The 26,227-nt window shown below is 65.9% G+C and carries 21 protein-coding genes and 1 other RNA gene; 5 read left to right on the forward strand and 17 right to left on the reverse strand.

All coding sequences use genetic code 11. The features are described 5' to 3' along the window. Positions 1-3: 3 nt before the first annotated feature. The 7 genes from V4558_00735 to V4558_00765 form a co-directional block, all read right to left on the reverse strand. Complete coding sequence (locus tag V4558_00735; GenBank protein ID MES2304000.1) at positions 4-327, reverse strand: YbaB/EbfC family nucleoid-associated protein; 324 nt, start codon at positions 325-327, stop codon at positions 4-6. 32 nt (positions 328-359) lie between these two features. Then, complete coding sequence (dnaX, locus tag V4558_00740; protein ID MES2304001.1) at positions 360-2,060, reverse strand: DNA polymerase III subunit gamma/tau; 1,701 nt, start codon at positions 2,058-2,060, stop codon at positions 360-362. Positions 2,061-2,089: 29 nt separating this feature from the next. Next, an RNA gene (gene ffs, locus V4558_00745) (signal recognition particle sRNA small type) lies at positions 2,090-2,188 on the reverse strand. 93 nt (positions 2,189-2,281) lie between these two features. Further along, complete coding sequence (locus tag V4558_00750) at positions 2,282-4,990, reverse strand: M14 family zinc carboxypeptidase (GenBank protein MES2304002.1); 2,709 nt, start codon at positions 4,988-4,990, stop codon at positions 2,282-2,284. A gap of 136 nt (positions 4,991-5,126) precedes the next feature. Continuing rightward, positions 5,127-6,104, reverse strand: a complete 978-nt coding sequence (locus V4558_00755) for a YhjD/YihY/BrkB family envelope integrity protein (GenBank protein ID MES2304003.1) — start codon at positions 6,102-6,104, stop codon at positions 5,127-5,129. A 57-nt stretch (positions 6,105-6,161) separates the two neighbouring features. Beyond that, positions 6,162-6,590 (reverse strand): YtxH domain-containing protein, encoded by a 429-nt coding sequence (locus tag V4558_00760; protein MES2304004.1) that lies wholly within the window; start codon positions 6,588-6,590, stop codon positions 6,162-6,164. 17 nt (positions 6,591-6,607) lie between these two features. Then, positions 6,608-8,053, reverse strand: a complete 1,446-nt coding sequence (locus V4558_00765; GenBank protein ID MES2304005.1) for a class II fructose-bisphosphate aldolase — start codon at positions 8,051-8,053, stop codon at positions 6,608-6,610. 592 nt (positions 8,054-8,645) lie between these two features. On the opposite strand from V4558_00765, the gene pyk reads away from it, so the two are divergent. From pyk to V4558_00785, 4 genes are all read left to right on the forward strand, one after another. After that, complete coding sequence (gene pyk / locus V4558_00770) at positions 8,646-10,091, forward strand: pyruvate kinase (GenBank protein ID MES2304006.1); 1,446 nt, start codon at positions 8,646-8,648, stop codon at positions 10,089-10,091. A gap of 3 nt (positions 10,092-10,094) precedes the next feature. Continuing rightward, the gene (locus V4558_00775; GenBank protein ID MES2304007.1) at positions 10,095-10,874 is read left to right on the forward strand and encodes an MBL fold metallo-hydrolase; all 780 of its coding nucleotides are present in this window, start codon (positions 10,095-10,097) and stop codon (positions 10,872-10,874) included. Further along, the gene (locus V4558_00780; GenBank protein ID MES2304008.1) at positions 10,871-12,244 is read left to right on the forward strand and encodes a glucose-6-phosphate isomerase; all 1,374 of its coding nucleotides are present in this window, start codon (positions 10,871-10,873) and stop codon (positions 12,242-12,244) included. The genes V4558_00775 and V4558_00780 overlap by 4 nt, the downstream gene beginning before the upstream one ends. Before the next feature lie 140 nt (positions 12,245-12,384). Continuing rightward, a complete protein-coding gene (locus V4558_00785) occupies positions 12,385-12,720 on the forward strand; it encodes a four helix bundle protein (protein MES2304009.1) in 336 nt (111 codons plus the stop codon). A 179-nt stretch (positions 12,721-12,899) separates the two neighbouring features. On the opposite strand, the gene V4558_00790 is transcribed toward V4558_00785, so the two are convergent. The 8 genes from V4558_00790 to V4558_00825 all read right to left on the reverse strand — a co-directional run bounded on the left by V4558_00790 (position 12,900) and on the right by V4558_00825 (position 21,392). Further along, a complete protein-coding gene (locus V4558_00790) occupies positions 12,900-15,728 on the reverse strand; it encodes an Ig-like domain-containing protein (protein ID MES2304010.1) in 2,829 nt (942 codons plus the stop codon). Positions 15,729-16,121: 393 nt separating this feature from the next. Next, positions 16,122-16,931: a hypothetical protein gene (locus V4558_00795; protein MES2304011.1), complete on the reverse strand. Its 810-nt coding sequence runs from the start codon at positions 16,929-16,931 to the stop codon at positions 16,122-16,124. Continuing rightward, complete coding sequence (locus V4558_00800) at positions 16,928-17,512, reverse strand: redoxin domain-containing protein (protein ID MES2304012.1); 585 nt, start codon at positions 17,510-17,512, stop codon at positions 16,928-16,930. The genes V4558_00795 and V4558_00800 overlap by 4 nt, the downstream gene beginning before the upstream one ends. Beyond that, complete coding sequence (locus V4558_00805; GenBank protein ID MES2304013.1) at positions 17,509-18,090, reverse strand: TlpA disulfide reductase family protein; 582 nt, start codon at positions 18,088-18,090, stop codon at positions 17,509-17,511. The genes V4558_00800 and V4558_00805 overlap by 4 nt, the downstream gene beginning before the upstream one ends. Further along, positions 18,087-18,791 carry a cytochrome c biogenesis protein CcdA gene (locus tag V4558_00810; GenBank protein ID MES2304014.1) on the reverse strand — a complete coding sequence of 235 codons (705 nt, stop codon included), beginning with the start codon at positions 18,789-18,791 and terminating at the stop codon, positions 18,087-18,089. The genes V4558_00805 and V4558_00810 overlap by 4 nt, the downstream gene beginning before the upstream one ends. 80 nt (positions 18,792-18,871) lie before the next feature. Further along, positions 18,872-19,807 (reverse strand): hypothetical protein, encoded by a 936-nt coding sequence (locus V4558_00815; GenBank protein ID MES2304015.1) that lies wholly within the window; start codon positions 19,805-19,807, stop codon positions 18,872-18,874. A gap of 60 nt (positions 19,808-19,867) precedes the next feature. Then, a complete protein-coding gene (ispG, locus tag V4558_00820; protein MES2304016.1) occupies positions 19,868-21,118 on the reverse strand; it encodes a flavodoxin-dependent (E)-4-hydroxy-3-methylbut-2-enyl-diphosphate synthase in 1,251 nt (416 codons plus the stop codon). A 13-nt stretch (positions 21,119-21,131) separates the two neighbouring features. Then, a complete protein-coding gene (locus V4558_00825) occupies positions 21,132-21,392 on the reverse strand; it encodes a hypothetical protein (protein ID MES2304017.1) in 261 nt (86 codons plus the stop codon). Positions 21,393-21,572: 180 nt separating this feature from the next. Here V4558_00825 and V4558_00830 point away from each other — a divergent pair, with 180 nt between their 5' ends. Beyond that, entirely contained in the window at positions 21,573-22,553 is a 981-nt protein-coding gene (locus V4558_00830; GenBank protein MES2304018.1) for an SMP-30/gluconolactonase/LRE family protein, read from the forward strand. Between the two features lie 288 nt (positions 22,554-22,841). On the opposite strand, the gene V4558_00835 is transcribed toward V4558_00830, so the two are convergent. Continuing rightward, positions 22,842-23,531, reverse strand: a complete 690-nt coding sequence (locus V4558_00835) for a response regulator (protein ID MES2304019.1) — start codon at positions 23,529-23,531, stop codon at positions 22,842-22,844. Next, the gene (locus tag V4558_00840; protein MES2304020.1) at positions 23,528-26,218 is read right to left on the reverse strand and encodes a sensor histidine kinase KdpD; all 2,691 of its coding nucleotides are present in this window, start codon (positions 26,216-26,218) and stop codon (positions 23,528-23,530) included. Before V4558_00840 ends, V4558_00835 begins: the two co-directional genes overlap by 4 nt. Positions 26,219-26,227 lie beyond the last annotated feature (9 nt).

The following is a 26,227-nucleotide window of genomic DNA, read 5'->3' on the forward strand; positions in this document are numbered from 1 at the left end:
GAATCAGGGTGCCGCGTCGTCCGCCGCCGCGATGACGCCGTCGGTCGCTTCGGTGGCGACGATCTCGACCCGACGCTGCGCCTCGGCGATCGCCGACATCACAAGATCCGCGAGCAAGGCAGCGTCACGCTGCTCGAACGCTTCGGGAGCGATCACGAGGTCGCGGACGCGATGCAGCCCATCAACGCTCACGCGGACGAGGCCACCGCCTGCAGTGGCTTCGGCACGCGCCCGGGTCAGGGCGGTGTCCAGATTGACCAGCTGCCGCTCGACGCGCGAACGGAGCTGAAGTGATTCCTTCGATTCTGCTGATGTATCCCGCATCATCCTGCCTTCGGAAGCCGGTACGGTGGGAGGGCTCACCCCTCGTCCACGAGCTCCAAATCTAACGAGTCTGCTGCCGCATCCAGCGCCGGATCACGGGTCCGGAGCTCCCGGAGCCGATCGGCCCGCAAGTCCTCGGCGGAAAGGCGCTTTCCCTTGGGTTGAGTCGGGGCCGAGCCACTGGCACCCTGCTCCAGCTTCACCGTCATGGTGACGCCCATCCGGGCCGAGAGGATAGTCTCGACCACGGCAAGCTGGCGCTCGACCCCCTCCTGAAACACGGCGCTGTCCGGTCCGAACGCCAGAACCACCTTCCCCGGCGCCTGGAGCCGTGCTGTGGCATGATCGAGCGCCTGAGCCAACAACCGGCTCTGCCGGGTCGCAGTGGCCAGCACGTCGGGCCAGATCGCCAGGAGCGCCTCGGCGCTCTGCGGCACCGCCATGCTCGGTGCTGCTCCCTCTGGCGCCGCAGGACTCGACGCCGGAACCGGGCTCGCCGGCGCTGCAGGGGTGACGGCCGCCCGCGCCGAGGGCGCACTTCGCTCCTGAGGTATCGGCTGCACCGGCGCGCCGGCTGAGGGAACCCAGGCAGCGGGAGTCTCACCACGGAGCAAGGCCTTGAGGTCGAGCATCCGATCCATCATCGCCCAGCGGAGCAGCAGGGTCTCGAGGACGAGGCGGGGGTTCGCGCTTCGGCGGATCGCCGGCTCGGTGTCGGTGAGCAGCTTGATCATCCGGACCACGTCTTCGGCGCTCAGGCGCTCGGCCGCGGCCGCCAGGACGGCCCTCGTCGATTCCGGCAGCCCTTCCGGTTCCGCCCCGTAGTGACGCATCACGAGGGCCCGCAGCAGGTCGGCGAGGCCACCGGCGAATTCCACCAGATCGGCGCCGGCGTCGGCGACGGTATCCATGACACTGAAGACATCGGCGGGACGACGATCGGCCACCAGCGTCAGGATGGCGGCGTAGGCCGCGTCGTTGACGAGGCCGAGGACATCGCGGACCCGTTCGGCGGTGAGCGGCCCATCACCAAACGAGATGCACTGATCGAGCACCGACAGGGCGTCACGCATGCCGCCATCGGCGTGACGCGCGATCAGCAGCAGCGCGTCATCTTCGGCGTCGAGTTTCTCGGCGTCGAGCACGGCGCGCAGGCGCGACTGAATCGCCAGCGGGCCGATACGCCGGAAATCGAAGCGCTGCAACCGCGACATCACTGGTGCGGCCGTGTTGGCAATCTTTTGCGGCTCGGTGGTCGCGAAGACGAACACCACCCCCGGCGGCGGCTCCTCGAGGATCTTCAGCAGCGCATTCCACGCTTCACGCGTGAGCATGTGCGCTTCGTCAATGATGTAGACCTTGTGATGACCGGGTTCGGACGCGGCGTACATCGCCCGTTCACGAAGGTCGCGCGCGTCATCGACGCCGCGATTGGAAGCTGCGTCGATCTCGACGACGTCGAGATTGGCCGAGCCGTTCCAGATGCGGAGACAGGCGCCGCACTCACCACACGGCTCACCGGTGGGGTGTTCGCGATCGCGTCGCTCACAATTGAGCGCCATCGCCAGGATGCGCGCGGCGGTCGTCTTGCCCACGCCACGAGGGCCGGTGAGCAGATAGCCGTGCCCGACACGATTCTTGGCGACGGCACCACGCAGGGCGGCGGCGACGTGGTCCTGGACGAGGAGGTCGGCAAACCGGCGAGGCCGGTAGCGGCGGGCGAGAGCGATCGACATCGGGTATTCCCGCGCGGTAGGAAAAACGAAGTGCCCCAGGCACCCCGAAGCGACACCGGACATCGCTTAGCGCTGCTGCCGCTAGGCTCTGACGCGGTTCACGCGCCGGCACCCTTCGGACCTGGGGCACCAGCAAAATAGCCCGGGGCCCCCCGGATCGGGAGCCCCGGGCCGGGCCGGGAAGTTCGTATCCTTTGCTGCAGTGCGCCGGGTCGGGCGCCCTACGGCCGCCCACTTCCAAACAGCACCGCGTTGGTAAACAGCATCGCCGTCCCGCGCCAGAAACCGCGGAACAACGGATTCTCGGCGAATGCAATGACACTCCCGCGCCCCGCCGATTCCACGCTCGCCCACACGGAACCGCTGAGATACTTCGCCGTGTTGCCGGGCCACGAGAATCCGGCGAGCACCGGATCCTTCTCGTCGAACACCACCACATTCTCGCCGGTCTTTGAAGGCTTCAGGAAATCACCCGGCACCGGCACCGCGAGCTTGTCGCGGGTGTAGCCCCAGGTGAGCCAGTGCGACAGATCAAGCGTTGCGCGCGCGATCGCCCCCGGGACTCCCTCGGGCCGGCTGTTGCCCTTGGCACTCGGGCTCACAAACGGCGCCCGCGCGCCGGTCGAGGTGATCGCGGTATCACCCGGCTCGAGTTTCTTCTTGTCGTCCTTGGGCTCGTCGGCCACGCTCCGCAATCCCATCTCCTTGTTCTCGAGCACGGACGTCGCCGAGCCGAGCGCAATCAGGGCCCCACCGCCGCGCACCCAGTCGCGCAACCGGTTCATTCCGCTGGCGCCCAGCGCCCCGGCATAACTCCCCTCGGGGAGAATGATCACGTTGAAGCGCTCGAGCGACGCGCCGCTCAGGCGTCGTGCATCGACCGCAGTGAAAGTCTGGTGCAACTCCTTCTCGAGATACCACCAGACATCGCCGAACGACGTCTGCGAGACACCATCGCCACCCACCACGATGATCTTCGGTGCCCGCACCGGTATCATCGTCGGACTTCCCACGCCGGCGCTCCCCGCGTCGGGGAACCCCGACTGGATCGCCTTCACTGCCACACCGTTCGCCGGGCCGAGTGCCGCAATGCGCCCGTGCACCGTTTCGGGGTTGCGACCGACACGTAGCAGGAAGGTTCCCGCGGGATAGGTCGTGCCATCCGCTCGGGTCGGCTCCGTTGCCACGTTCACCACGAACCCCTCAGCGAGCAACCGCATCGCCAGCACCTCGGCGGCCCGTGTGCCCCCGGCAAAGAGGTAGGCGCTCTGGGCACGCGGCGGCGCGTCGATCAACACCTGGGCGGTTCCGATATCGGCGAGAGGGCGGCTGGCGCTGGGGGCCGGTTCGTCGGTCCAGGCTGCATCGAGACCATGCACCAGTGGCAGGGCCCACGCGGTCACATCGTAGAACTCGTAGTCCTCGCGAGGTGCGTCGTCGCCGCGGCGACGGTTGCGCTCCCAACGATCGAGCGCCTGCCGCGCAAAGGCGGAGTCGATCGTCGACTTCGGTTCGAGCATCGCGGCGGCGAGTCGGCCCTGCGGCTGCGCGAAGTCCACCACGTAGGATCCTGCCGGAAAGGTCTTTCGCGCCGCGGGTCCGCCGAGATAGTCGTTGGCGCGGAGCGCCGTCCACGGCTCGGTGAGCACCGATGCTTCCACACCCTGGAAGGCAAGAAGGTCGATCACTTCGCGCGTCCGTGCCGGATCATTCCCCGGAAGAATCACGACGCGGCGCACCGCGCGCCCGACCGGTTCGGCGAGTGCGGTCGCGAAGAACTCGTAGTAGTCCTTGAGCCGCGCTTCACGGTTTGCCGCGAGGGTCGCGGCCGTCGCCATGGTCGCGACGAAGTGATGCGCGATGCCATCGCGGAAGGTGGTCACCGTGCCGTCATCCTTCGTGGTCGCGAGCCGCGGTCCGCCGTCGGTTTCGAAGGTCATCCCGGTCGCTCCGTTCAGCGAAGGCCAGGAATCCCAATAACCGGCGTAGAAGAGGTCGAACTCATCGCGTACGAAGAAGGGCCAGCTGTTGGCATCGAACGCCGCGGCATTTCCCTTCCCGAATGCCTCGAGCCACTTCACGCTCGCAGCGGGCAGATTCTGGTTGATCGGCATCGCGGCGGGCGGGAAGAAGTACTGTGCCGTGGTGCTGTGCAGGTCGACGAAGACCTGCGGATGCCAGCGACGCACGGCCCCGGCTGTCGCGCGCGACTCCGCCTGCGACAGCGCCACCAGATCGCGATTCATGTCGAAGCGATAGTGGTTGAGCCGCCCCTGAATCGACCACGGTTCGCCGCCCTCGAGCGCCATCGACTCACCGCTGCCGAGGGCGAGCGAGTTGCTCCACGCAGCGAAGCGCTCGTGCCCGTCGGGGTTCTGCGACGGATTGATGATCACGACCGTGTTGTCGAGGATCGCCTTGACCTGTGCCGACTCGGAGGCAAGCAGGGTGTACGCGGTCATCATCGCCGATTCGAAACCAGCGGGCTCGTTGCCGTGGATCGAGTGCGAGAAGAGGGCAATTGCCGGCGTCCTGGCGGCAATCGCTGCCGCGTCGGCGCGGGATGTCTTCCGCGGATCGGCCAGCGCGGCAACGTCAGCCCGGATCTGCTCCAGCCGCGCGATGTTGGCCGGGCTGGAAATGATCAATAGCCGCATCACCTTCCCTTCAGCGGTCGCCCCCGTGACCTCCGTGCGGACCCGGTCGGGCGCCGCGGCAATCATCGCATCGAGCGTGCGTTGCTGCTCGTGGTACATCGTCTGGCGGCTGCCGATGGGGTGCCCCAGCAGCGAATCAGGACGCGGTACTCCGGCGCGATAGGGGGCGTAGCCATAGAACGACCAGTTGTTACCTCCCTGGGCGCTGAGGACCGACGGCACGAGCAGGAGTGCGGCGAGCAGGAGTCGGCGAAATGGCAGCAGGACTGTCATAGGGATCTGCGGAAGGGAGGGAGGGAAACCAGCGGGAGTCGCCAGCTATGAGTTTACGAGGAGAAGGGAGAAGGGAGAAGGGAGAAGGGAGAAGGGTGATGGGAAGGGGGAGTCTCTAGTCTCTAGTCTCAAGTCTCTAGTCTCCCTTCTCCCTTCTCGCCTCTCGCTTCTCGTCTGTCGGTGTCGGCGGCGGTGGCGCCGCCTGCGCGGCAGCCAGCAGCTTCGCCGTGTGAGCGCGGTCCCAGACGTCCGCCGCGGCGGCACCAATCAGGAAGACCAGAGACATGTACCAGAGCCAGAGGATGATCAACAGCGCGGCGCCGACATTGGCGTCGACCGAGTATTGGCCGCCGCGGTTCAGGTACGTCAGGTAGAGCCCGAACAACCGCTTGGCGATTTCGAATCCCGCCGTCGCGACCGTGCTGGCGAGCAGTGCCCCCGACCACGCGAGTCGCTTCGGCGAGGCGTAGCGGTACAGGGCCATGAAGAGCGACATCGAGAAGAGGATTGCCACCATGGCGCCGAGGATCTGGCCCAGGCCGCTCACGAAAAAGGTCCACGGCGGGTCGAGCGCGACGCCCCGAGCCTTGAAGAGGGCCAGCCCTGCCGAGACCATCGTGTTCGCGAGCGCGAGCACCACGACAACGGCAACCATCGCCAGATCGCGCAACTTCGCAAAGAGGTAGCCGACGAGATAGCTCACCACGAAGCCACCAGGGGCAGGGCGGGCCCGGACCTGGAAGATCGACGAGAGACAGGTCCGGATGGCTCCAAAGAGGCGGGTGCTGAACCAGAGGAATGCCGGGATGGCGAAGAGCGTCAGCTGGCTCCGGTAGCCGCGGATCTTGTCGAAGATGCTCTCGACCAGCGCGAACGGGTCGTCGGTGGTGAAGTGGCTATGGTCGGGGAGGAAGGCCGAGAGCACCGCAGCAGGATCGGCCGAGCCGAAATTGGCCGTCTGGCTGAGGAGATAGCCCAGCCCCGCGATGATCAGGATTGCCAGCGGGATCAGCGCCAGCATTGCATCGAACGTGAGTGCCGAGGCCAGAAACGGCAGGTTGGCGCGGTCGAGCACCTCGAGGAGGTGGAGCAGCCAGCGCGGCAGTCCCGCCACGCCAGAGAGCCCGCTGGGTGGCGGGCTCTGTGGGGGAGGTACGGCGGCTGCCTTCACTCAGGCGTCGGTGTCATCGTCGTCGTCATCATCGGCCACGCCATCGGCCGCGATGGTGGCTCGTCGCCGCGCCCGGGCGTCGGCGAGCCGGCGCTCGAGTTCATCGCGCGCACCGGCCGCGGTCTCCTGTACCGCACGGCGACCATCGCGCACCTCGCCCTTCACGTCGTCGGCCCACTCCGCCACGGTGGACTTGAGCTTCCGACCGCGGGTCTCGATCTCGTCCGTCAATTCGTCGAAGCGATCCTCGGCCTCGGCCTTCAGGCGACGCGCCCGCTTGCTGATGTCCCGGCGGGTCCGCTCACCGGCCTGCGGAGCAAAGAGGAGCCCGAGGCCGGCGCCGAGCACCGCTCCGAAGAGAAACCACTTCACACCAGATGCGCCGTCGCTTTCGACGACGGTGAACTCGCGATCGTCACGCAAACCCATACCCACTCTCCTGCGGGCTACTCGCCCGCGTCGGGATCGTCTTCGGCCTGTGCCCCGCTGTGCGCCAGGGCGCCGGCAGCGAGTGAAGGCGCCGTAATATGGCTCCGAACCAGCGTCGATGTCCCCTTCACACCCAACTGGTCGAAGAGGAAGCCGAACGTCTTCTCGAGGTCGGCGCCAATCTTCTGACGAACGTCGGCTGGGAGCGACCACATCTCCTGCTTGAACGGCCCGATCGCCTTCTTGCGGGCCTTGTAGTAGAACTGCTCGTCGGAATCGCCGGCCTTCCGCTCCGACTGCGCATTCGCGTCGAGCCAGCGATAGGCGCGGTCGCGGAGTTCCGACGGGAGCGCCGGGTGGTCCCAGACGATGTTCTGAAAGTTGGTGGCAAGGTGGATCTCCACCGTCTCGATCCGCGGGAAGTTGCCGAAGGCGTTGCTGGGCAACGTGGACGCCCCGTGCTGGACGGCTCCCCCCATCTGGTAGTCCTCGCGCCCGGCCTTGCTCAAGGCCTCGAGGGCCACCAGATCGAGCTTGACGTCGGCGATGGTGCCATCCGGGAGGACCACGCCACCGTGCGAGGTCCCGGTCTGGACCGAGATCTTGCTGATGCCGGCGTAGTCACCCTTGGCCGCAAGGGTCCGATTGAACCCCTGCATGAAGGCGTGGAGCTCCTCCACCGTGGAGTTCTTGTGACCGACCTCACCGATTTCGGCTCCCACCGAGACGGTGACTCCGGCCGGCTCACGGTCACGGATGAACTGAGTGATCTCGGCCGCGCGCTCGTAGTTGGTCCGCTGCTGCTCGTCGAGGGTCGGGAAGGAGAGATCAACCAGGGTGGAGGTGTCGACGTCGATGTTGAAGAAGCCGGCGGCGATCTCCTCGGCGATAAGCTTCTTGACCTCGCCGACTTCGAGCTCGGGGTCGGCCTGGTACTTGGTGGCGTTGACCTGGCAATGATCCCCCTGGATGAAGAGGGGGAAGTGATACCCCTCCCGAAGGGCCGCGCCGATCAGGACCGCCACATACTCGGCCGGACGCTGATCCGTGTAGGCGATCTCGGACCGGGCGATCTCGATGATTATGGCCGCGCCATCGATCTTGAGGGCCGAACGGAATACGGCCCGGGCGGTATCGTAGGCCATCATCCGGATGTTGATGGCAGGGACGGTGAAGCCGGAACACTCCCCCCGCCCTCGGGCGAGGTAGAGGTCGTGGATTGACGCCGGCTTGACCCCGGCGGCCTGGCCGAGCTGCCAGAGTAAGGTGCGGGCACCCTCCTTATCGGCGCTCTCGCCGAAGACCGCCATTGCCACCAGCGCATCCATCGCGTCCGAACGGAGCAGCTCGGGTCGGGACATTTCCACACCACTCCCGGCCCTCGTGACTGCCCCGCCGAACAGCTCCAGCCCCTTCGTGCTCCCCACGGTCATCACATCTCCCCGAGTCGAATTGGAAACCATCCGTCACAATCTATGGCTCGCCCATGACGAGGGCAAACTCCGATTCGACAAGCGCTTGGGTGGCCTCCGGACCCCTCCGAAGAGCGAGATGCGACACTGTCACAACCCTGATTTTCCACATGAGTTGCGCATGTGAACCAATTGTTGAACATGGAGTTACGAAAATCGAGTAAGGTGGAAAACCCATGTTGACCAGAACTTGTTGCAACCAGACGACTTGGTTACCGTGAGCCGGAGTTCTCCCCAGATTCCGGCGTGGAAAAGTTTTCCAATCCACAAATGTGAGCAGTCATTTCAGCACTGTGATGTCGCAATTTCACGGTGTGGAAAGTTCGTGCGTCAATGAGCGGGCACTCATTCCGGCTCCTGAGCTGATGCCGAGTCCGGCTCGTCGGCGTGTGGATAACCACCTCTCCACAATCCACGACAACTGTGGTGAAGTGACGATTTTCCGACGTCAAGGGGGCTGGGCGTCGACCCTTCGGAGGGCGCCGGTGATTGCCCCGATGAGAAGGGGGACGATGGACGCTATACTTGTGGGCTTCCCTGCCCCGAGAGTGTGTCGGGCCCCTTTCTGGAGTGAGCTGAACTGATGCCGGGTGAATCGTTTCGTCGGACCAAGATCGTCGCGACCCTGGGGCCCGCGTGGGAGAGTGAGGAGCGGATGCACACCCTCCTCGACGCTGGCGTCAACCTGATCCGGGTCAATGCCTCCCACGGCACCCCGGCAATCCGGGAACGGTGGATTCGCCAGATCCACTCCATCCGGCAGGCACGAGGGGAGCCGACCGGCATCCTGGTCGACCTCCACGGACCCCGGATCCGGGTGGGCAAGCTCCCCGAGGCCATCACGATCACCCCGGGCCAGATCGTCTGGTTTGCCCCTGAAGCCACCGCTCAGGAAGGCGACATCCCAACCACCTACCCCGAGCTGGCCGGCGACGTGCGGCCGGGATCGCGGATCCTCCTCGACGACGGGCTGCTCGCGGTCGACGTCGTCGCAGTGCGGGGGGACCGGGTGGAGGGAAAGGTCGTCTATGGTGGCCTGCTCAAACCCAACAAGGGGATGAATCTTCCCGGCGCTGATGTCAGCGCCCCGGCGGTCACCGATCTGGACCGCGAGGAAGTCCTCCGTGTCGTTGCGTTGGGGATCGAGTACCTCGGTGTCTCGTTCGTGCGCCGCCCCGAGGACATGCAGGACCTCCGGCGGATCATTCCGAAGCACGTCAAGCTGATCGCCAAGATCGAGAAGGACACGGCCCTCAAGAATCTCGACAGCATCCTCGAGGCCTCCGACGCGATGATGGTGGCACGTGGCGACCTCGGCGTCGAGCTGCCATTCGAACAGGTCCCGCTGGTGCAGAAGCGGATCATTGCGCGCGCCAACCGGCACGGTAAGCCGGTAATTACCGCGACCCAGATGCTGGAATCGATGATTACCAATCCCCGGCCGACCCGCGCAGAGGCGTCCGACGTCGCCAACGCGCTGATCGACGGGACCGACGCGGTGATGCTGTCAGCGGAGACCGCCGTGGGCTCCTACGCCCTCGAGGCGGTCCTTGCGATGGACCGGATTGCCCGCGAGGTCGAGGCACATCGCCATCGCCCCTCAGAGGGGGAGCGCCGCCGCTGGCAGATCCCTGCCCCGCACTTCGCCCGCACCGAAGCCGGCCACACACCGGTCGAGGACGCGATCTCCGTGGCCGTCTCTGCCGCGGCAGACCTGCTTGGTGCCTCGGCAATCGTTTGCTTCACGTCGAGTGGCTTCACCGCCCGGACAGTGTCTTCCTACCGCCCCAAGGTCCCGATCATGGCGTTCACGCCCGAGGCGGAGACCTACAACCAGCTCGCCCTGGTCTGGGGCGTGGTTCCGGTGCTGATGCCGCATCTCAAGAACTACGATCCGATGTGGCAGATCGCGCGGACCGAACTGCTGGCCCGCGGCATCGCCCGTGAGGGGTCCCGGATCGTGGTGACCTGTGGCGTCCCCTTCGACGTGCCGGGTACCACCAACCTGCTGAAGGTGGAGACCATCTAGGGAATGCGGCTGACCCTGCTCGGGACGGGGACTTCGATGGGAGTCCCCCAGATCGGGTGCGGCTGCGCCGTCTGCCGGTCGGAGGATCCGCGCGACCAGCGGAGTCGCACGAGCGCCCTGATCGAAGCCGGTGGCGCGACAATCCTCATCGACACCCCGCCGGAATTGCGATTGCAGTTGCTGCGGAACGGCGTCAAGCGAATCGATGCCGTCCTCTATACCCACCAGCACGCTGACCATACCCACGGGATCGACGACCTCCGTTCCTTCTCGCTCAAGCAGGGCGCCCCGCTGCCGCTCTACGGCCCGGCCGACACGATGGCACACCTTGGTCGGGCGTTCAACTACATCTTCGATGGCAGCATCGTACCGATCGCGGGCACATCGAAGCCGTCGCTCACGCTCAACCCGCTGCAGCCCGATCGCGCAGTGTCGATCGCCGGAGTCGAGGTATTGCCACTCCAGTTCGAGCACGGTCACGCGACCGTCTTCGGCTACCGCATCGGCGACGTTGCCTATCTCACCGATGTGAAGCGCGTGAACGAGGCGCAGCGCCAGCAGCTTGCAGGAGTGAAGGTGCTGGTGCTCAACGCGCTCTGGTGGCGTGAACACCCGACGCACCTGTCGATCCCCGATGCGATCGAGGTGGCCCACGCGGTCGGCGCGGAACGGACCTACCTTACTCATCTCACCCACGAGACCGGTCATCGCGAGTTGCTCGCGAAGTTGCCCGCGGGCGTGGAACCAGGCCACGACGGCCTCGTGCTGGAGATCTTCCGATGACCCTCCGCTTCGATGATGCCCTGATGACCCGTGACGCGCTTGACGGCGTCCACGGGCTCGACCCTGCCCTGCGCACCGCACTGGCCGAGCGTTTCCCGGCCGTTCAGGCCGAGGTTCGTCGCCGTCGCGCAACTGGTGACTACGGCTTTCTCTCGCTGGGGCAGCAGCCGGACACGGTGGCGAAGATCCAGGAGTGGGCCGCACTGCAACGTGGCCGCTTCGACCACATCCTCTTGCTCGGTATTGGCGGCTCGGCCCTCGGCCCCAAGGCGATGCTCACCGCGCTCAAGCCGCCGGCGTGGAACGAAGAGAGCCGGGACCGTCGCGATGGCTGGCCGACGCTTACCATCCTCGAGAATGTCGACCCCGTCAGTGTGACGGCTGCGCTCGACCGACTCGATCCGCGCCGCACCATCGTGAACGTGATTTCGAAGTCGGGCGGGACGGCGGAAACGCTGGCGCAGTATCTGATTGTCCGGCAGTGGCTCGACCGGGCTGTCGGTGCCGAAGCAGCCAAGGGGCATCTGGTCATTACCACCGATCCGGTGAAGGGCGCGCTGCGAGTCATCTCCAAGGCCGAGGGCATCGTGGCCTTCGATGTCCCGCCGGAAGTCGGCGGGCGGTTCTCGGTGCTCACACCCGTGGGGCTGGTGCCGGCGGCGCTGCTGGGGATGGACCTCGCGGAGATGCTGGCGGGCGCTCAGGAAGCGGTTGACGAGGCCGAGGCCGACACTTTGGACCGAAACCCCGCTGCGCGATGGGCGGCGCTCCAGCATCAGGCCCAGGCGACGCGCGCGGCCAACGTCCACGTGGTGATGCCCTACTCCGACCGGCTCCGCGACCTGGCCGAGTGGTACCGGCAACTCTGGGCCGAGAGTCTGGGGAAGCGGGTCGACCGGAGCGGCCTCGAAGTCCACCGTGGCCCCACGCCAGTGGGAGCCGTCGGGGCCACCGATCAGCACTCTCAGGTGCAGCTCTTCATCGAGGGTCCCTACGACAAGACGATCACGTTCATCCGGGTGAAGGACACGGTCGGAATGCTCGAGATCCCGTCTCGAGAAGCGCGAAGCGAGAAGCGAGAAGATGACGCGCTTGAGACGCACCTCGGCTACCTCCGGGGCCAGACGCTCGGCAAGCTGCTCGATGAGGAGTTCCTCGCGACGCGCGAGGCGCTGCGCTCGCAGGGCCGGATGAGCTGCACCATCGAGCTCGACACGGTCGACGCCCGCCACTTCGGCCGGCTGCTGATGTTCTTCCAGATCGCGACCGGCTACGCCGGCATCTACTATGATGTCGATCCGTTTGATCAGCCGGGGGTGGAACTCGGCAAAGTGCTGACGTTCAAGGCGATGGGGAGAGAGGGGTACTGAGGATGACAGATGACAGATGACAGATGACAGACGACGGATGACGGATGACGGATGACGGATGTCGTTTGACTGCGTTTCTCGATTGATGTTTGCGTTCGAATGCCTCGTATCCGCTCCATTCGCACCACTATCCATTCGAGATGGCTTCCTACCGAGACCTCCGCACCTGGCTGATGGCGCGCAAGAGCGCCATCCAGATCCATCGCTACGCTGACTCCCATTGGACCCCTTCTCGCGCCGCCGCACTGGATCAGTTGCGGCGTGCGTCGCTGTCCGTCACACTCAACATCGCTGAAGGGCAGGCATTTGGCCCCGGGCCCCGCTGCAAGTTCCACCTGCGGGTCGCTCATGGGTCTGCGGTGGAGACAGCCGAGACGCTGGATTTTCTACGTGAACTCGGCGAACCAGTAGAGGATCTTCTCAGCTTGGCCCGACAGGTGCCGGCGTTGACCTACCGCCTCTGGAAGCGCAGCTGACCGGACCACCTGCCGTTCGTAATCTGTCATCTGTCATCTGTCATCTGTCATCTGTCATCTGTCATCCGTCATCCATCATCCATCATCCCTCGACGTCCCTCTTGGGGGCAAAACCAAACGACCCCGCTTTCGCGGGGCCGTCGGTTTACAACAGATCCTGCAGTCAGCTTGTCAGCTGATTACGGAACCATGGTGGTGTTGACGGTGGCGATAGCATCGCCAACGCTGTTCACACCAACCGCCATGATCTGGTTGGTTGCAGCAACTGCACCCTGCGCCGCGCCAGTCCAGTCAGCCACGAACGAAGCGTTCGGGAGTGCCCAGACCCACGAGCGGTAGGTACCCTGGTCAGACGCGACCGGGGTGGTCTGCGAGCCGATGTACGACCAGTGGTCGACGCCCGCCGCAGTCACGCGACGGTAGAAGTCCACCCGGACGAACGGCGGGTTCGGAGCGCCCGTCGGCGACACAGCCTGTGCGCGCAGCGGGGTGGTGGAACCGAACTGGTTCGTGGTCGCGACCGTCGAGATGATGCGCCAGTGGGTCAGCGCGATGGTCGGGTTGGCAATGTTCCAGGTGGCGAAGTCGACGCCGTCCTGGACGTTCAGAGCAGGGATCGCAATGAACGCGGAGCGCGCCGGAGCCGGACCACCGGACAGCGTGCCGCCGAAGTTGAACGACCACGCCACAACAGACGTCGGCTTGACGTTCGTCGGGACGCCGGCACCGGCAACGTTGCTCGCCGGGAAGACGCCAGCCGTGACAGCCTCGATACGCCGGGTGAACGGCGCGCCGGTCGTCGGGGAATGCGAACCCGTGTACGGCGAGGTGATCACGTCATCGAAGATGGTGCCGACAGCAGTCTGGCCGTAACGGACGGAGTCCGTCGAGCCGCCGCTGATCATGTTCGGGAACTCGAACTGGAGCGCGATACGCGCGACTTCAGCCGAGTCAGCCGCCGTGACCTGGATGCCGAAGTTCGCGGCAGTCAGGGTCGCCGGGAGGCCGAGGCCCGTGGCGAACGGCGAGCGGGTGTTGACCAGCGTCTTGCGGAACAGCGACGCGGTGGTGTTACCCGCGGCGTCCGTCACGTTCGACGTGTAGCCGTAGTACGACTCGAGCGCCGGAACCGTGATGCTCGGGCCAGCCTGCCAGCCGTCGAGGCGGAGCGGGCCAACCGCGGCGATCGCGGCCAGAGTGCAGGCAGGCGCGGTGACGAAGTTCGCACCGATCGCGCCAGTGCCAACCGAGCAGAGGCCGGCGTTGTTGAAGTGACCAGCAGTGCTGAGCGCGTGACGCTGCGCCGAGACACCAGCCAGCGGAGCGCCGGCGTTGTAGAAGCCTGCACGGTCGTCGAGGTACTCGACGCGGAACTCATCCGTACCAGCAACCGGCTTCGAAGCGCGGAAGACGGTATCTGCACCAACCGCGGCCGGAAGGAGCGGCGCGGCAGAAACGGTGCCCCAGCGGATGTTCGGCAGGGTCTTGTCGACGCCGAACGTCTGCGTCGGGGTCGAGGTGCCGAGGTTGTTCAGACGGTCAGACTCGGTACCAGCGGCGGTGTACGGAGCCGTGCCGCCGAGGCCGATCGCGCCACCGATGGCGTTGACCAGGATGCCGCACTCAGGAATGTCTGCACCAGTGCCGGTCGGCATCGCAACGTTCTGCGCGCCAGCGGCGGGGCAGTTCACGACCGAGTAGGTCACTGCGCGATCGCGGGTTCCGCGAAGACCAACACCAGCGTCGGTCGAGGCGAAGTTGACGAAGTTGAAGCCAGCGTTGACCCAGCCGGTGACGGCCGGAGCAGTGCGGGCGATCGACGGCGTGCTGACGACCGGCGCCTTGTAGTCAAGGCGGAGCGAGTCAGGGGTCGAACCGAACACCACCGTGTTGGCGATGAGCGGCGAGCCCGGGAAGCCGTTGTCAACACCGTCGATGGCGCCGGTGATGACGAGGTTGTCACGCGCGCCAGCCGCGTTGTTCTCGTACGAGGTGCAGGACTTCTGCGCGCTCTGCGGCGCAGCGGTGTAACCAAACGTCTGGGTCAGGGCGCCGACGATCGGCACGCCAACCACACCACCAGCGGTGAACGCCGAGCAGCCACCAACCGTCCAGGTGACCTTCTCGATGCCGTTACGACCAGCGTTGTACTGCACGGCCCAGATCTGAGTCGAGGTCAGTGCATTCGCGGCCGGGCCACCCCAGTAGGTGATGCCGTTGACATCATTCGTCGAGGTAACCGGCTTGGTGATCTTGCCGGCCCAGCCGTCGATGTTGTTCAGCACGATCGGGGTCGCCTGCGTGGCCGTCGGCGTCGATGCGCCGGTCGGGTAGGCCACGGCCGTGATGCTGGTCTGGCCGTTCAGGTACGTCACCAGCGCCGTCGGCGAAGCCGCTGGCAGGGTGAAGTCGGCCGTGTTGATCGACTGCGAGATCAGGCCGGCCGCCGGGGCAGATCCGTAGATCGCCTTGGCCGCACGCTTGTTGCCGATGAAGACGTTGATCGAGTCGACCGCGGCGCCGTTGGAATTGAAGTTCATGTTGACTTCAATCTGACCGGCGACGTTGGTCAGCACGACCGGAAGGGTCAGCAGGCCGGCGGTGACGCTCTGGATCGAGATCTGCACCGGGCCACCGGAGGTGCTACCAGAAACGGTGACTGCTGCAACGCCCTTCTTGCCAGCGTCAGCGGTCGACGTGGCGACGATCGTGGTGGTACCAGCGGAAACGCCCGTCACCTTGCCCGTCGTCGGGTCAACCGTGGCGATCGTCGGAGCCGACGAGGACCAGGTGACTGCGGTCGAGACGCCGGCATCGGCAATCACCGAGGCGGCGAAGATGACATTCTGGCCGACGGCCAGGGTCTGCGTCCCCGGCGTCACCGTGACGGAGGTAACCCCCGGCGGCGGTGGAGTCGGTGGATCGGAGACGGTGACATCGTCGCCGCAGGCCGCGAGGCCGAGCGTGACGATACCAGCCGCCAACACGCTACGATAAAACTTGAACATTGTATCTCCTGAGATGAGTGGGCCTGACTTCGGTCCGTCCTGCAACTGCATACTGGTCCTGCCGTGGTGCATTCCTACCGAGCTACTGAGTGGCCCGAGCAGACGATCGCACGGGCGAGGGCGGGGTTGCGAGCACCGCTCGCGACGAAGTCCCCGAGACCCGCGTCATTCCGACACCCGTCATCCTCCCGCCACGCCATGCGCGACCGGTCGAATCCGGGGCCAGCCAGCAAAGCTATCGAGGGGATGTCCGAGGGTCAACACATTGGAGTGTATTGACTTGGAGCCTCTCGACCGCCGGCTCATCACTCCCCGGCATCGTGGCAGGACCGATGTGGGGCGTACTGAGCCGGTGGTACCAGAGGCAATTGCCGTGCTAAATCTTTGGAGTGGTCAGCGACCCGCCAGCCGATGGAAAACAAACTCGGCGGTCCCCCCGGCGTCCTGGGGGCCTACTGCCCGAATTGGTGAGGATTTAAGCGCCTTTGCGAGGATATCCTTCCCTTCAACCCGTAGCGCTCCGACCATCAGCCGGGTCTCTGCCGGGGCCATCGTAGTGGTGACCAGCCAGACGGATTTCCTCGCTCCGGCGTATCCGAACGACATCGACTGTGTCGAACCGACACGAGGGTCGCCTGTCGGGTGACCTACCCAGGCGATCTTGGTCTTCTCCAGCTTGAGGTCGAGCTGAATGTCGTCGGCCTCCCCGGGCGTGATGACCGGCGACTTTTCATCGATATCGAGGCCGAAAGCCTGCAACGGTCGGAGGAGTCTGCCCTCGTCGGTGCTCACGCCGAGCAGCAGGGCCGTGGCGCCCGACACTCCCAGCGGCTCGCTCACGGCGACCCACGACGTGATCAAGGTGATCGCCTTCCCTGTCTTGGCTTTGGCCACATCCCGACCGTCGACTGCGGCGGCGCCATATCGGGCGATACAGATCGCAGCCGGGATCCAGGCCGCGAACTGAGGTTCGTCCTGGATGACCCGCGCAAGAAACGGCGAGAGGGAGGTGGCCTTCCCGGCCGGGGAGAGCGCTGCGCCCGCCGGGGCCAGCTCGGCCGCGACGGCAGGATCGATCAGGTAAGAGATACAGTAGCCACCGCGAGCTTCGGTGAAGCTGAGGCGCATCTCCTTCTCCTGGGCCGCCAGCGCCCCGGCAAGGGAGACGATCATCACCGTGGCGGTGACTGCGGTTCGAATCATGGCCGCTCCTTGGCCGCCGCGATCGCGGCGGCGAGATGGATGTAGCTCTCGGGATCGAGGGGAGCAAACGTGGAATTCACGTAACGTACCCTGCCGTCCCGCCCGACAACCACTATCACGCGGCGGACCTGCTTCCCGCTCACCGCAGCGTAGCGACGGGAGACCGTGCGGTCGGCGTCGCTCAGCAGCTTGAAGGGCAGCTCGAGTTCCTGCGCGGTACGCTGCTGGGACACCAGGGAATCCGGGGTCACTCCGACTACGACAACCCCGGCGCCGAAGAGTGAATCGGCGCGAGTCCGGAACGCCTGCCACACGGCTGCACAATCTGGCGCCGAGCGGCCGGGACAAAAGGCCAGCACGACAATGTTGCCGAGCTCCTTACCAAGTGCGAAGGGCTGATCGGCTGGTCCGATCCCGGCCGCAGTGGCATAGGGAAGCACCACTGCCGGTGCGAGTCGCCCGACACGCGGTGGATCCTCGAGCGCGAGCCGGACACTAGGCGGCTTGCCCGCTCCACCCTGTGCCAGCAACGGATTCGTGGCCCCCAGCACTACCAGCCCAAGCCCGACCAGCAGCTTCATTTGCCGACCACCTTGGCGAGCTCCGCGGAGAGATCCTGAGTGCCGCCGCTGCCGACGTACCGGATCAGGCCATCGCGATCGACGATCACGACATACGACGTGGCGGGTGCCTTGAATGCGCGGACGGCAACCCCCTTGTCATCGTAGAGGGTGACCCACGGCGGATGCTCCGAAGTCACATACCGCTGCACTCGCGCCTTCGATTCGTTGACTGTGACATTGACGCCATAGAAGTCGACGCGATCGCCGTATTTCTGCTGGGCGACGCGCACACGCGGGAGCAATTCCTTGCAGAGGTCGCACCAGGTGGCCCAGAACTCGATGACCGCGGCGCGCTTGCCGGCGACGTGACCGACGCGCGTTGGCGTGCCCGCGAGGTCATTCACCATCACCACGGGGGCTTTGGTGCCGACGCGAGCGCCATCGTCCTGGGCTGACAATGGTGCGACGCACACGAGCGCAGCCGCCACCAGCATCGCCACGAGACGCGCACGGCAGGTGTCGATCGAAACGGGAGAGCCGTACGGCGCGCGCGCCGCACGAACCGGCGCGCTGGTGAGATTACGATCGGCGATCAAAGTACGCTCCCCATCTTGACGAAATAATATTCGGCCATCGCGAGCATCACCAAGGCCGCGATACGCTTGATCCAGATCATCCACGCGCCGGCGCGAGGAAGCGCGCCAAGCGATCCCGCCGACAATCCGACGACGACCAGCACTGCTGTCATCCCGAGCGAGAAGACGAACAGATAGACGAATCCCAGCACGGCGCTCTGACTTGCGGCGACCCAGGTCAGCACCGCCGCAAACGCCGGCGCCCCGCACGGTGCCGCGACCAGCCCCGACGTGGCGCCCATCAGGAAGACCGCGCCGAGCGAGTCGGAACCGATGCGACTCGCCCACGACAGCAGCCGCGTCGGGGCATTGACGGGCAGCACATCAAGCATCGCGAGCGCCGCGAGAATCAGCAGGTTGCCGAACGTAAAGTAGGCCCATGGATTCGACGAGATGGTGCCGAAGAGCGTACCGCTGAGTCCGGCGACCAGCCCGAGCGTGGCGTACACCGTCGCGAGGCCGAGGACATAGACCATGGTGACGACCGCTGTGCGCGCACGCGAGCGACCGACGGCCCCGGAGCCGCCGAGAATCCCGGCGGTGATCGGAACCATGGGATAGACGCAGGGCGTCAGCGAGGTCGCGAGTCCGGCGGCGAAGAGCAGCGGGATAGCGGCAAGCGGGCGTTGCTGCAGCGCGTCAGGAAGGGAGGGGTCGAACACGCCACCAATCTAATCAGGGTTGAAAAAACAGAGCGCCCCGGAGCCGTGATGGCTCCGGGGCGCCGCTCATTGAGAGCCTGCTAGAACTTGGTCTTCAGCAGCGACGGAACTTCGGCAGTCTGCTTGTCGCCCGGTTCGAATTCGCGGATTCCACCGCCACCGAAGAAGGAGCCAGGAGCCACCGTGATCCGATAGGTGCCGAAGTCACGACCTGATCCGTCGAAGGCCTGGCCGTAAGAGGTGGCACGAATCAGGTACTCGACCTGAACGCCCGACGCGTTGACCACGTCGATGACCGGGTCGTTCACGCAGTAGCTGTCGTCGTCCGAGGTCCGGAAAATGAGACCCGGCTGCTCGAACGCGTACAGGTAGTTGTCCTGGTGGTTGTAGGCGCCACCAAGGCAGTCGCCGCCTTCGACACGCACGTTCACCGTCGTATTGGGAGCCACGAAGAGACGCCAATCGTCGTAGGGGTAGGTGCCTGACTCGTTATACCCGGCGCCACGCGCCCAGCGTGGGTCGTCGGTGGTCAGCTCGCCATCGCGCTGGTCGCCAACGAAGAGGCAGTTGCCGCAGTTGTTGAAGGTCACCGTGATCATCTGCGGATTGTTCAGCGCCGCCGGGACCGTTACCGGGATCGTCGCCGTGTATTTTCCGATCGGCAGCGCCTGCGCACCCGGCTTGAGCTTGAACGACACCAGCCACCCGAGCGGCGAGCGCGAGAGGTTCGGCGCGTAATTCATATCGAGCCAGTTGTTCGCGCCGGTGTAGACCGGGGTGCCGAACTGCGGGTAGCTCGCCACGGCCACGAGGCCGGAAATCAGCACCGTGCGCTGATCGGTCGGGATCGGGTCGGCCGGCTGCTTGGACCAGGACGGGTTGTTCGGCGCAATGGCGAACTCCCGGGTGCCGAGGTCGAGCGCGGCAGGCTGGGTCGTGGCATTGTCGCCGCACGACGCCAGCAGGGTGAGGGACGCGACCAGGGCGGTCGCGGAGATCCGTCGGATAAGTCGCATCGGGAAAGACTCCTCAATCGGTGGCATCTGGATGGTGGACATTAAGCGCTAAATCTCTGATTATGGGGCACTTGGCGCAAGAGCGGCCGATTCCGAGCCGGCTCCGTAGGTCCGCGCAACGTAGTTTTCGAGGATCACCAGAAACTCACCGACGATCCCCTCGCCCCGCAGAGTGGCAAAAAGCTGGCCGTCCACGAAGACCGGCGCCACCGGCTCCTCGAAGGTGCCCGGCAGGGAGATCCCCAGGTTGGCGTGTTTGGATTCGCCGGGTCCATTCACGACGCACCCCATCACGGCCACCTTCAGCTCCTCCACGCCAGGGTAGGTCCCCCGCCAGGCCGGCATCCGGGTCCTCAGATGCCCTTCGATCTCCTCGGCCATCGACTGGAAGAACGTGGACGTGGTTCGGCCACAGCCCGGGCAGGAGGTGACCTGGGGCGTGAAGTGGCGGATGTCGAGCGACTGCAGGATTTGCTGCGCGACCCGGACTTCCTCACTCCGGTCCCCCCCGGGGCTGGGCGTCAGCGAGACCCGGATGGTGTCGCCGATTCCATCCTGGAGCAGGATCCCGAGCCCTGCTGCGGATGCCACCATCCCCTTCATCGCCATGCCGGCCTCGGTGAGGCCGAGGTGCAGCGGGTAGTCGCATCGTGCGGCAAGCATGCGGTACACATCGACGAGGTCCTGGACGTTCGACACCTTGGCGCTGAGGATGATGCGGTCGTGCCCCAGGCCGATCGCCTCCGCGAACGTTGCCGAGCGCAACGCGGATTCGAGCATCGCATTCATCATGACGTCGCGCGCGGAGAGCGGATCGGCCGCGATCGCGTTGGCATCCATCATCTCGGTCAGCAACGCCTGGTCGAGTGAACCCCAGTTCACCCCGATGCGCACCGGCTTGTCGTTGGCGATGGCGACCTCGACAATGGCACGGAAGTGTTCGTCATGCCGCTTGCCGCCGACGTTGCCGGGATTGATGCGATACTTGGCGAGCGCGCGCGCACACTCGGGAAAGCGCGTCAGCAGCAGATGCCCGTTGTAGTGAAAATCACCGACGATCGGCACCGTGACGCCAACCTTTGCGAGCCCGGCCACGATCGCCGGAACCGCGGCAGCGGCGGCCTCGTTGTTGACCGTCACCCGCACCAGTTCGCTGCCGGCGCGCGCGAGCTGGGCAACCTGGTGAATGGTGCCGGGGATGTCGGCAGTGTCGGTGTTGGTCATCGACTGCACCACGATCGGGTGCAGTGCGCCGACGGCAACGCCGCCGACCCGGACGGTGCCGGTGCGGCGGCGAGAGACGACGGCCATCAGTGCTGCTGGCTCAGGCGAGGCCGAGCTGGGACACGAAGCGATCCCATTCGGCCGGCGTCACCGTACCATCGATCCGCAACGGCTCGAGCGCGGCCATGATCTCGGCCCGGGTTCCGGAGATGCGACGATCACGAAGCTCGGAAACCATCCGCGAGAACTTGTGTTCGTAGACATCCGCAGGGATCTCACCGCTCTTGTGCGCGGCGGAGAGCTTGGCGAGCTCCTGCGCGGCCCGGGCGGGCGAGATCGAGGCAAGCGGGGCATCGGACATCGGATACTCCTCACGGGGATGGACACGACAGCGGGATGGAGGCGGGAAGAATAACGACACGTGAAGGGAGAAGGGAGAGACTAGAGACTGGAGACTAGAGGCGGCAGGGTTCGAGTCTCCAGCGGAACTCGCGGTCGTGCCCTCCCGTACGACAGGAGGCTCCTACCTCCCGAGAAAACCATGCGCATTCCGGCCACCTCGCTCTCCCTGGCGCTCGGCGTCGCCCTCACTGCGGCCGCCCAGCAGCACCCGCCTCGCACCGTTGTGGAACACGTGATCCCGCGCGCGCGCAATTTCCCCCACGATCCGGCGGTCGGGGCCGACGGCATCGTCTGGTACACGGACCAGGTCAATTCCTACATCGGCCGGCTCGACCCGGCCACCGGGGTGATCACCGATACGCCGACGCCGACACCCCACTCCGGCCCACACGGAATCGAGGTCGCCCCCGACGGCGCCGTCTGGTACACCGGGCAGACGGCAGGTGTACTGGGGCGGCTCGACCCGAAGACGATGGCGATTACCGAGTATCCGTTGCCGGACATCGCGAAGAATCCGCACACGCCGATCGCGCATCGTGGCCAGATCTGGTTCACCGACGCCAACAACAACACCTATGGCCGACTCGATCCTGCCACGGGAAAGGTCGATGTCTGGGAAGTACCCGTCCCTGGCTCGATCCCGTACGGCATGCGCTCGGCGCCCGATGGCTCGATCTGGATCGCCCACCTCGGCACCAACATGCTCGGTCACGTGAACAGCACGACGGGCCAGTTCACGCCGGTGCAGCTTCCCCACCCCGGCGCGCGACCACGCCGGCTCGCGGTGACTCCGGACGGCAAGGTCTGGTACACCGACAACGCCCGTGGCTTCCTCGGAATGCTCGACCCCGCGACCGGGAAAGTGCGCGAGTGGGCCTCGCCAAGCGGCGCCGATTCCGGGCCGTACGGGATCGCGATCGGCACCGACGGCAGGCTCTGGTACAACGAGCAGTCGAGCAACCTGATGGTGGCGTTCGATCCGACCACCGAGAAAATGGAAACGGTCAAGATTCCCTCGGGGAATGCCGTGGTGCGGCATATGGTGACTGATGTCGCGCGCAAACGCCTCTGGCTCGCGCTCAGCGGAAGCGGACGGATCGGGATGATTGACCTGAAGTAGATGATGGATGACAGATGACAGATGACAGATGACGCAGGAGGGAGGACGGTATGTCATCCTGAGCGGAGCGACCGTAGGTCGCGAAGTCGAGGGAGCACCCTCCCCCCGTTGAGGCCACCTCCTTCGACTGCGCTCGCCCTTCGTTGCACTCAGGGCAGGCTCTTCGGCTCGCTCCGCTCAGGATGACAACATCCACAATCCGTCATCTGTCATCTGTCATCTGTCATCTGTCATCTGTCATCTGTCATCCGTCATCTGTCATCCGTCATCCGTCATCCGTCATCCTGCTCACTCCGCCCTGAATCGATATCCCACCCCCGGCTCCGTCAGCAGCCAGTGCGGTCGCGCGGGATCGTCTTCGATCTTGCGTCGGAGCTGCGCGGTGTAGACGCGGAGATAGTGCACCTGTTCATCCGTGTGCAGCCCCCACACCTCGCGCAGCAGCTGGGTATGGGTGATTACCCGCCCCGGGTGTCGCAGCAACGCACCGAGCAGCTTGAATTCGGTTGGCGTCAGATGGAGTTCAACGCCATCGCGATGCACCGTGTGCGCCACAAAGTCGAAGCGAATGGGACCAACCGTCACCACCGGTTCCGGTGATTCCCGACGGCGCGCGTGCCGGAGGGCCACACGGATCCGCGCCTGGAGCTCCTCGACACCGAACGGTTTCGTGAGATAGTCGTCGGCGCCGGCGTCCAGGGCGGCGACCTTGTCGCCTTCACGGCCGCGCGCCGAGATCACGATGATCGGCACTTCACTCCACTCGCGAATCCGGCGCACCACCTCCAGTCCGTCGAGGTCGGGCAGCCCGAGGTCAAGGAGCACGAGGTCCGGTCGCCGCCCGGCGACCTGGGCCAGCCCTTCGCGGGCGGTCGCGGCCTCGACGAGCTCGACGGGCTCGGTGCCGAAGGCGGCGCGAAGAAAGCGCCGCATTGGCATCTCGTCTTCGATGAGCACGATCGTCGTCGGTGAGCTCATGCCACCGCCTCGGGGACGGGGGCCGGCTGATCGCCCGGCAGCGGAAGCCGGATGATCACCTGGAGTCCGCCACCGTCCCGCAACTCAGCATAGATCGTCCCACCGTGCGCTGCGATGATCGCCCGGCAGATCGCGAGCCCCAGGCCAATCCCGCCGGCGGAAGCACCGGCGCCGCGATGGAACTTCTCGAAGATCCGGTCGAGCTCTGCCGCAGCAACCCCCGGTCCGCGATCGGCGACACCGATCTCGACGGCGTCGCCGGTGCGATGCGCCCATACGGTGATCTCCTTCCCCGCGCTGCCGTAGCGCACGGCGTTCTCGAGCAGATTGACGAGGACTTGTTCGATCAGCAGTCCATCGACGCGGAGCAAGGGAAGATCGGCCGGCACCTCCACTGCTACCCGCAACCCCGCGAGCGCATTGTCCACCCGGAGGAGCGCCACCCCGATGACTTCCTCCACGGATTGCCACTCGCGCTGGACCTGCAGCGAGCCTGACTCGACTCGCACCATATCCAGCAAGTTGCTGATCAGGCGCCCCATCCGACGCGCCTCTTCGAGAATGGTGGTGAGCAAATCTTCACGTGTTGCGGGATCCAGGGCGTCGAGATCGCGGCGCAGCGTCGTCGCGGCGCCCTCGACAGCCGCGAGTGGCGTGCGCAAATCGTGCGAGAGGGACGAGAGCAGCGCCGTCCGGAGCCGTTCGCCTTCGATTTCGACCTGGTCGTGCTGGGTACGTTGCATCAGCCGCAAGCGCTCCAGTGCGAGAGCCGCCTGACCCGCGACAGCGTCGAGAAACTGCCGGCGCTCTGGTGCACGCAACAGCTCACCCGTCTTCGGCCTGACACCGAGCGCGCCGACGGCGCCCTCCGCGACGGCCAGGGGTGCCCAAAACGCGGTGGCCGTCGGCAAGGTTGCAGTGCCGAAGCCGGCACTCTCGCGGCGATCTCGCGCCCAGCGCGCCACGGTGAGTTCCTTGTCGTCAAGGGTGATGGCGGATGGCGCCGCCAGCTCCAGCGTATCGCCTGCTCCCGTGACGAGCACGGCGACCTCGGCGCCGATCGAATCACGGATCCGTCGACTGACGGCCTCGGCGACAAACGCCGGGGCAGTGGCAAGCGCGAGTTCCTTGGCGAGTTCCAGGAGCGCACCGGTCTGACGCTCGCGCGCACGTGCGGCGATCGCCTGCTCGCGGCTGCGCGAAGTGAGGCGCGAGACCGCGATGGCGACCAGCAGCATCACGACAAAGGTCACGAAGTAGCGACCGTCGCTCACGGCGAAGGTGTAGTACGGCGGGACGAATGCAAAATCAAACAGGGCAATCGACGCGATGGCGGCGGCGATGCCAGGGCCGGGGCGAGACCGCCCACCCGCAAACGCAACCGAGAGCAGAAATCCCATCGCGATGTCGGTGGTCGAGAGCACATCGCGCACGACGAAGCCGAATCCTGCGGCCACCGTCACCCACATCAGGGCAACGCCGTACTCGCCGACCGATCCTCGCCAGAGCGAGAGCCGCGCCTCCTCCGCGCGTGTAACCGGACCCTCGCGCAACGCGAGGACGTGGACATCGATCCCCTCTTGCGCCGCGAGCAATCGATCTACGGGCGAGCGGCGGAAGCGTCGCGTCCAGCTCGCACCATGCGCCCGACCCACGACCAGGCGGGTCACGTTCTCCTCGTGGGCCCAGGCGATGAGCTCGGCCCCGACATCAATGCCGGTGACCGTCTGGGCGCGAGCGCCGAGTTCTTCCGCGAGTCGCAGCGCCTCGACGACGGCGCTGCGATCCGGAGCCGACGCCCGGCGGACTTCGACCGTCTCGACGTGCAAGACCAGACACTCGGCGCGCAGCGCGGTGGCCAACCGCCAACCCGCACGAACCAGCCGCGGCGCATCGGGGCTCGCCGGAATCGCCACGAGCACCCGCTCGCCAGCTGGCACGGCACGCCGGATTCCGGCCTCTTCGCGCCAGTCGAGCATCTCGGCATCGACCTGCTGCGCGGTGCGGCGAAGCGCCAGCTCGCGCAGTGCCATCAGGTTGCCGCGAGTGAAGAAATGTTCCAGCGCGCGCTCCGCCTGCGCCGGAAGGTAGACCTTGCCGGCACGGAGCCGCTCGAGCAGGACATCGGGCGAGACATCGACGAGTTCGAGTTCGTCGGCCTCATCGAGCACCGCATCGGGAATCGTCTCGCGCACTGTCACGCCGGTGATCTGCGCCACGACGTCGTTCAGCGACTCGATGTGCTGAATGTTGACGGTGGTGTAGACGTCGAGTCCGGCAGCGAGCAGCTCCTGCACGTCCTGCCAGCGTTTGGCGTGGCGCGAGCCGGTGACGTTCGTGTGTGCCAACTCGTCGACGAGGATCAATGCCGGTCGGAGGGCGAGCGCTCCATCGAGATCAAACTCCTCCAGCACCTTGCCACGATAGGCGTGCTGGATCATGGGAAGGCGCTGAAGGCCCTGAAGCAGGGCAGCGGTGTCGACGCGGCCATGGGTCTCCACGACACCCGCAATCACGTCCTTCCCGGCGAGCGCCATCGCCCGGGCAGCCTCAAGCATCGCGAAGGTCTTGCCGACACCGGGCGATGCTCCGAGGAAGATCTTCAGGCGACCGCGTCGCTGACGCCCCGCCGCGTCGCGCATCCGGGCAAGCAACGCATCGGGGTCTGGGCGGGACGCATCGGTCATGAGCAGAAG

Source organism: Gemmatimonadota bacterium (genome assembly GCA_040388535.1).
GTDB lineage: Bacteria > Gemmatimonadota > Gemmatimonadetes > Gemmatimonadales > GWC2-71-9 > Palsa-1233.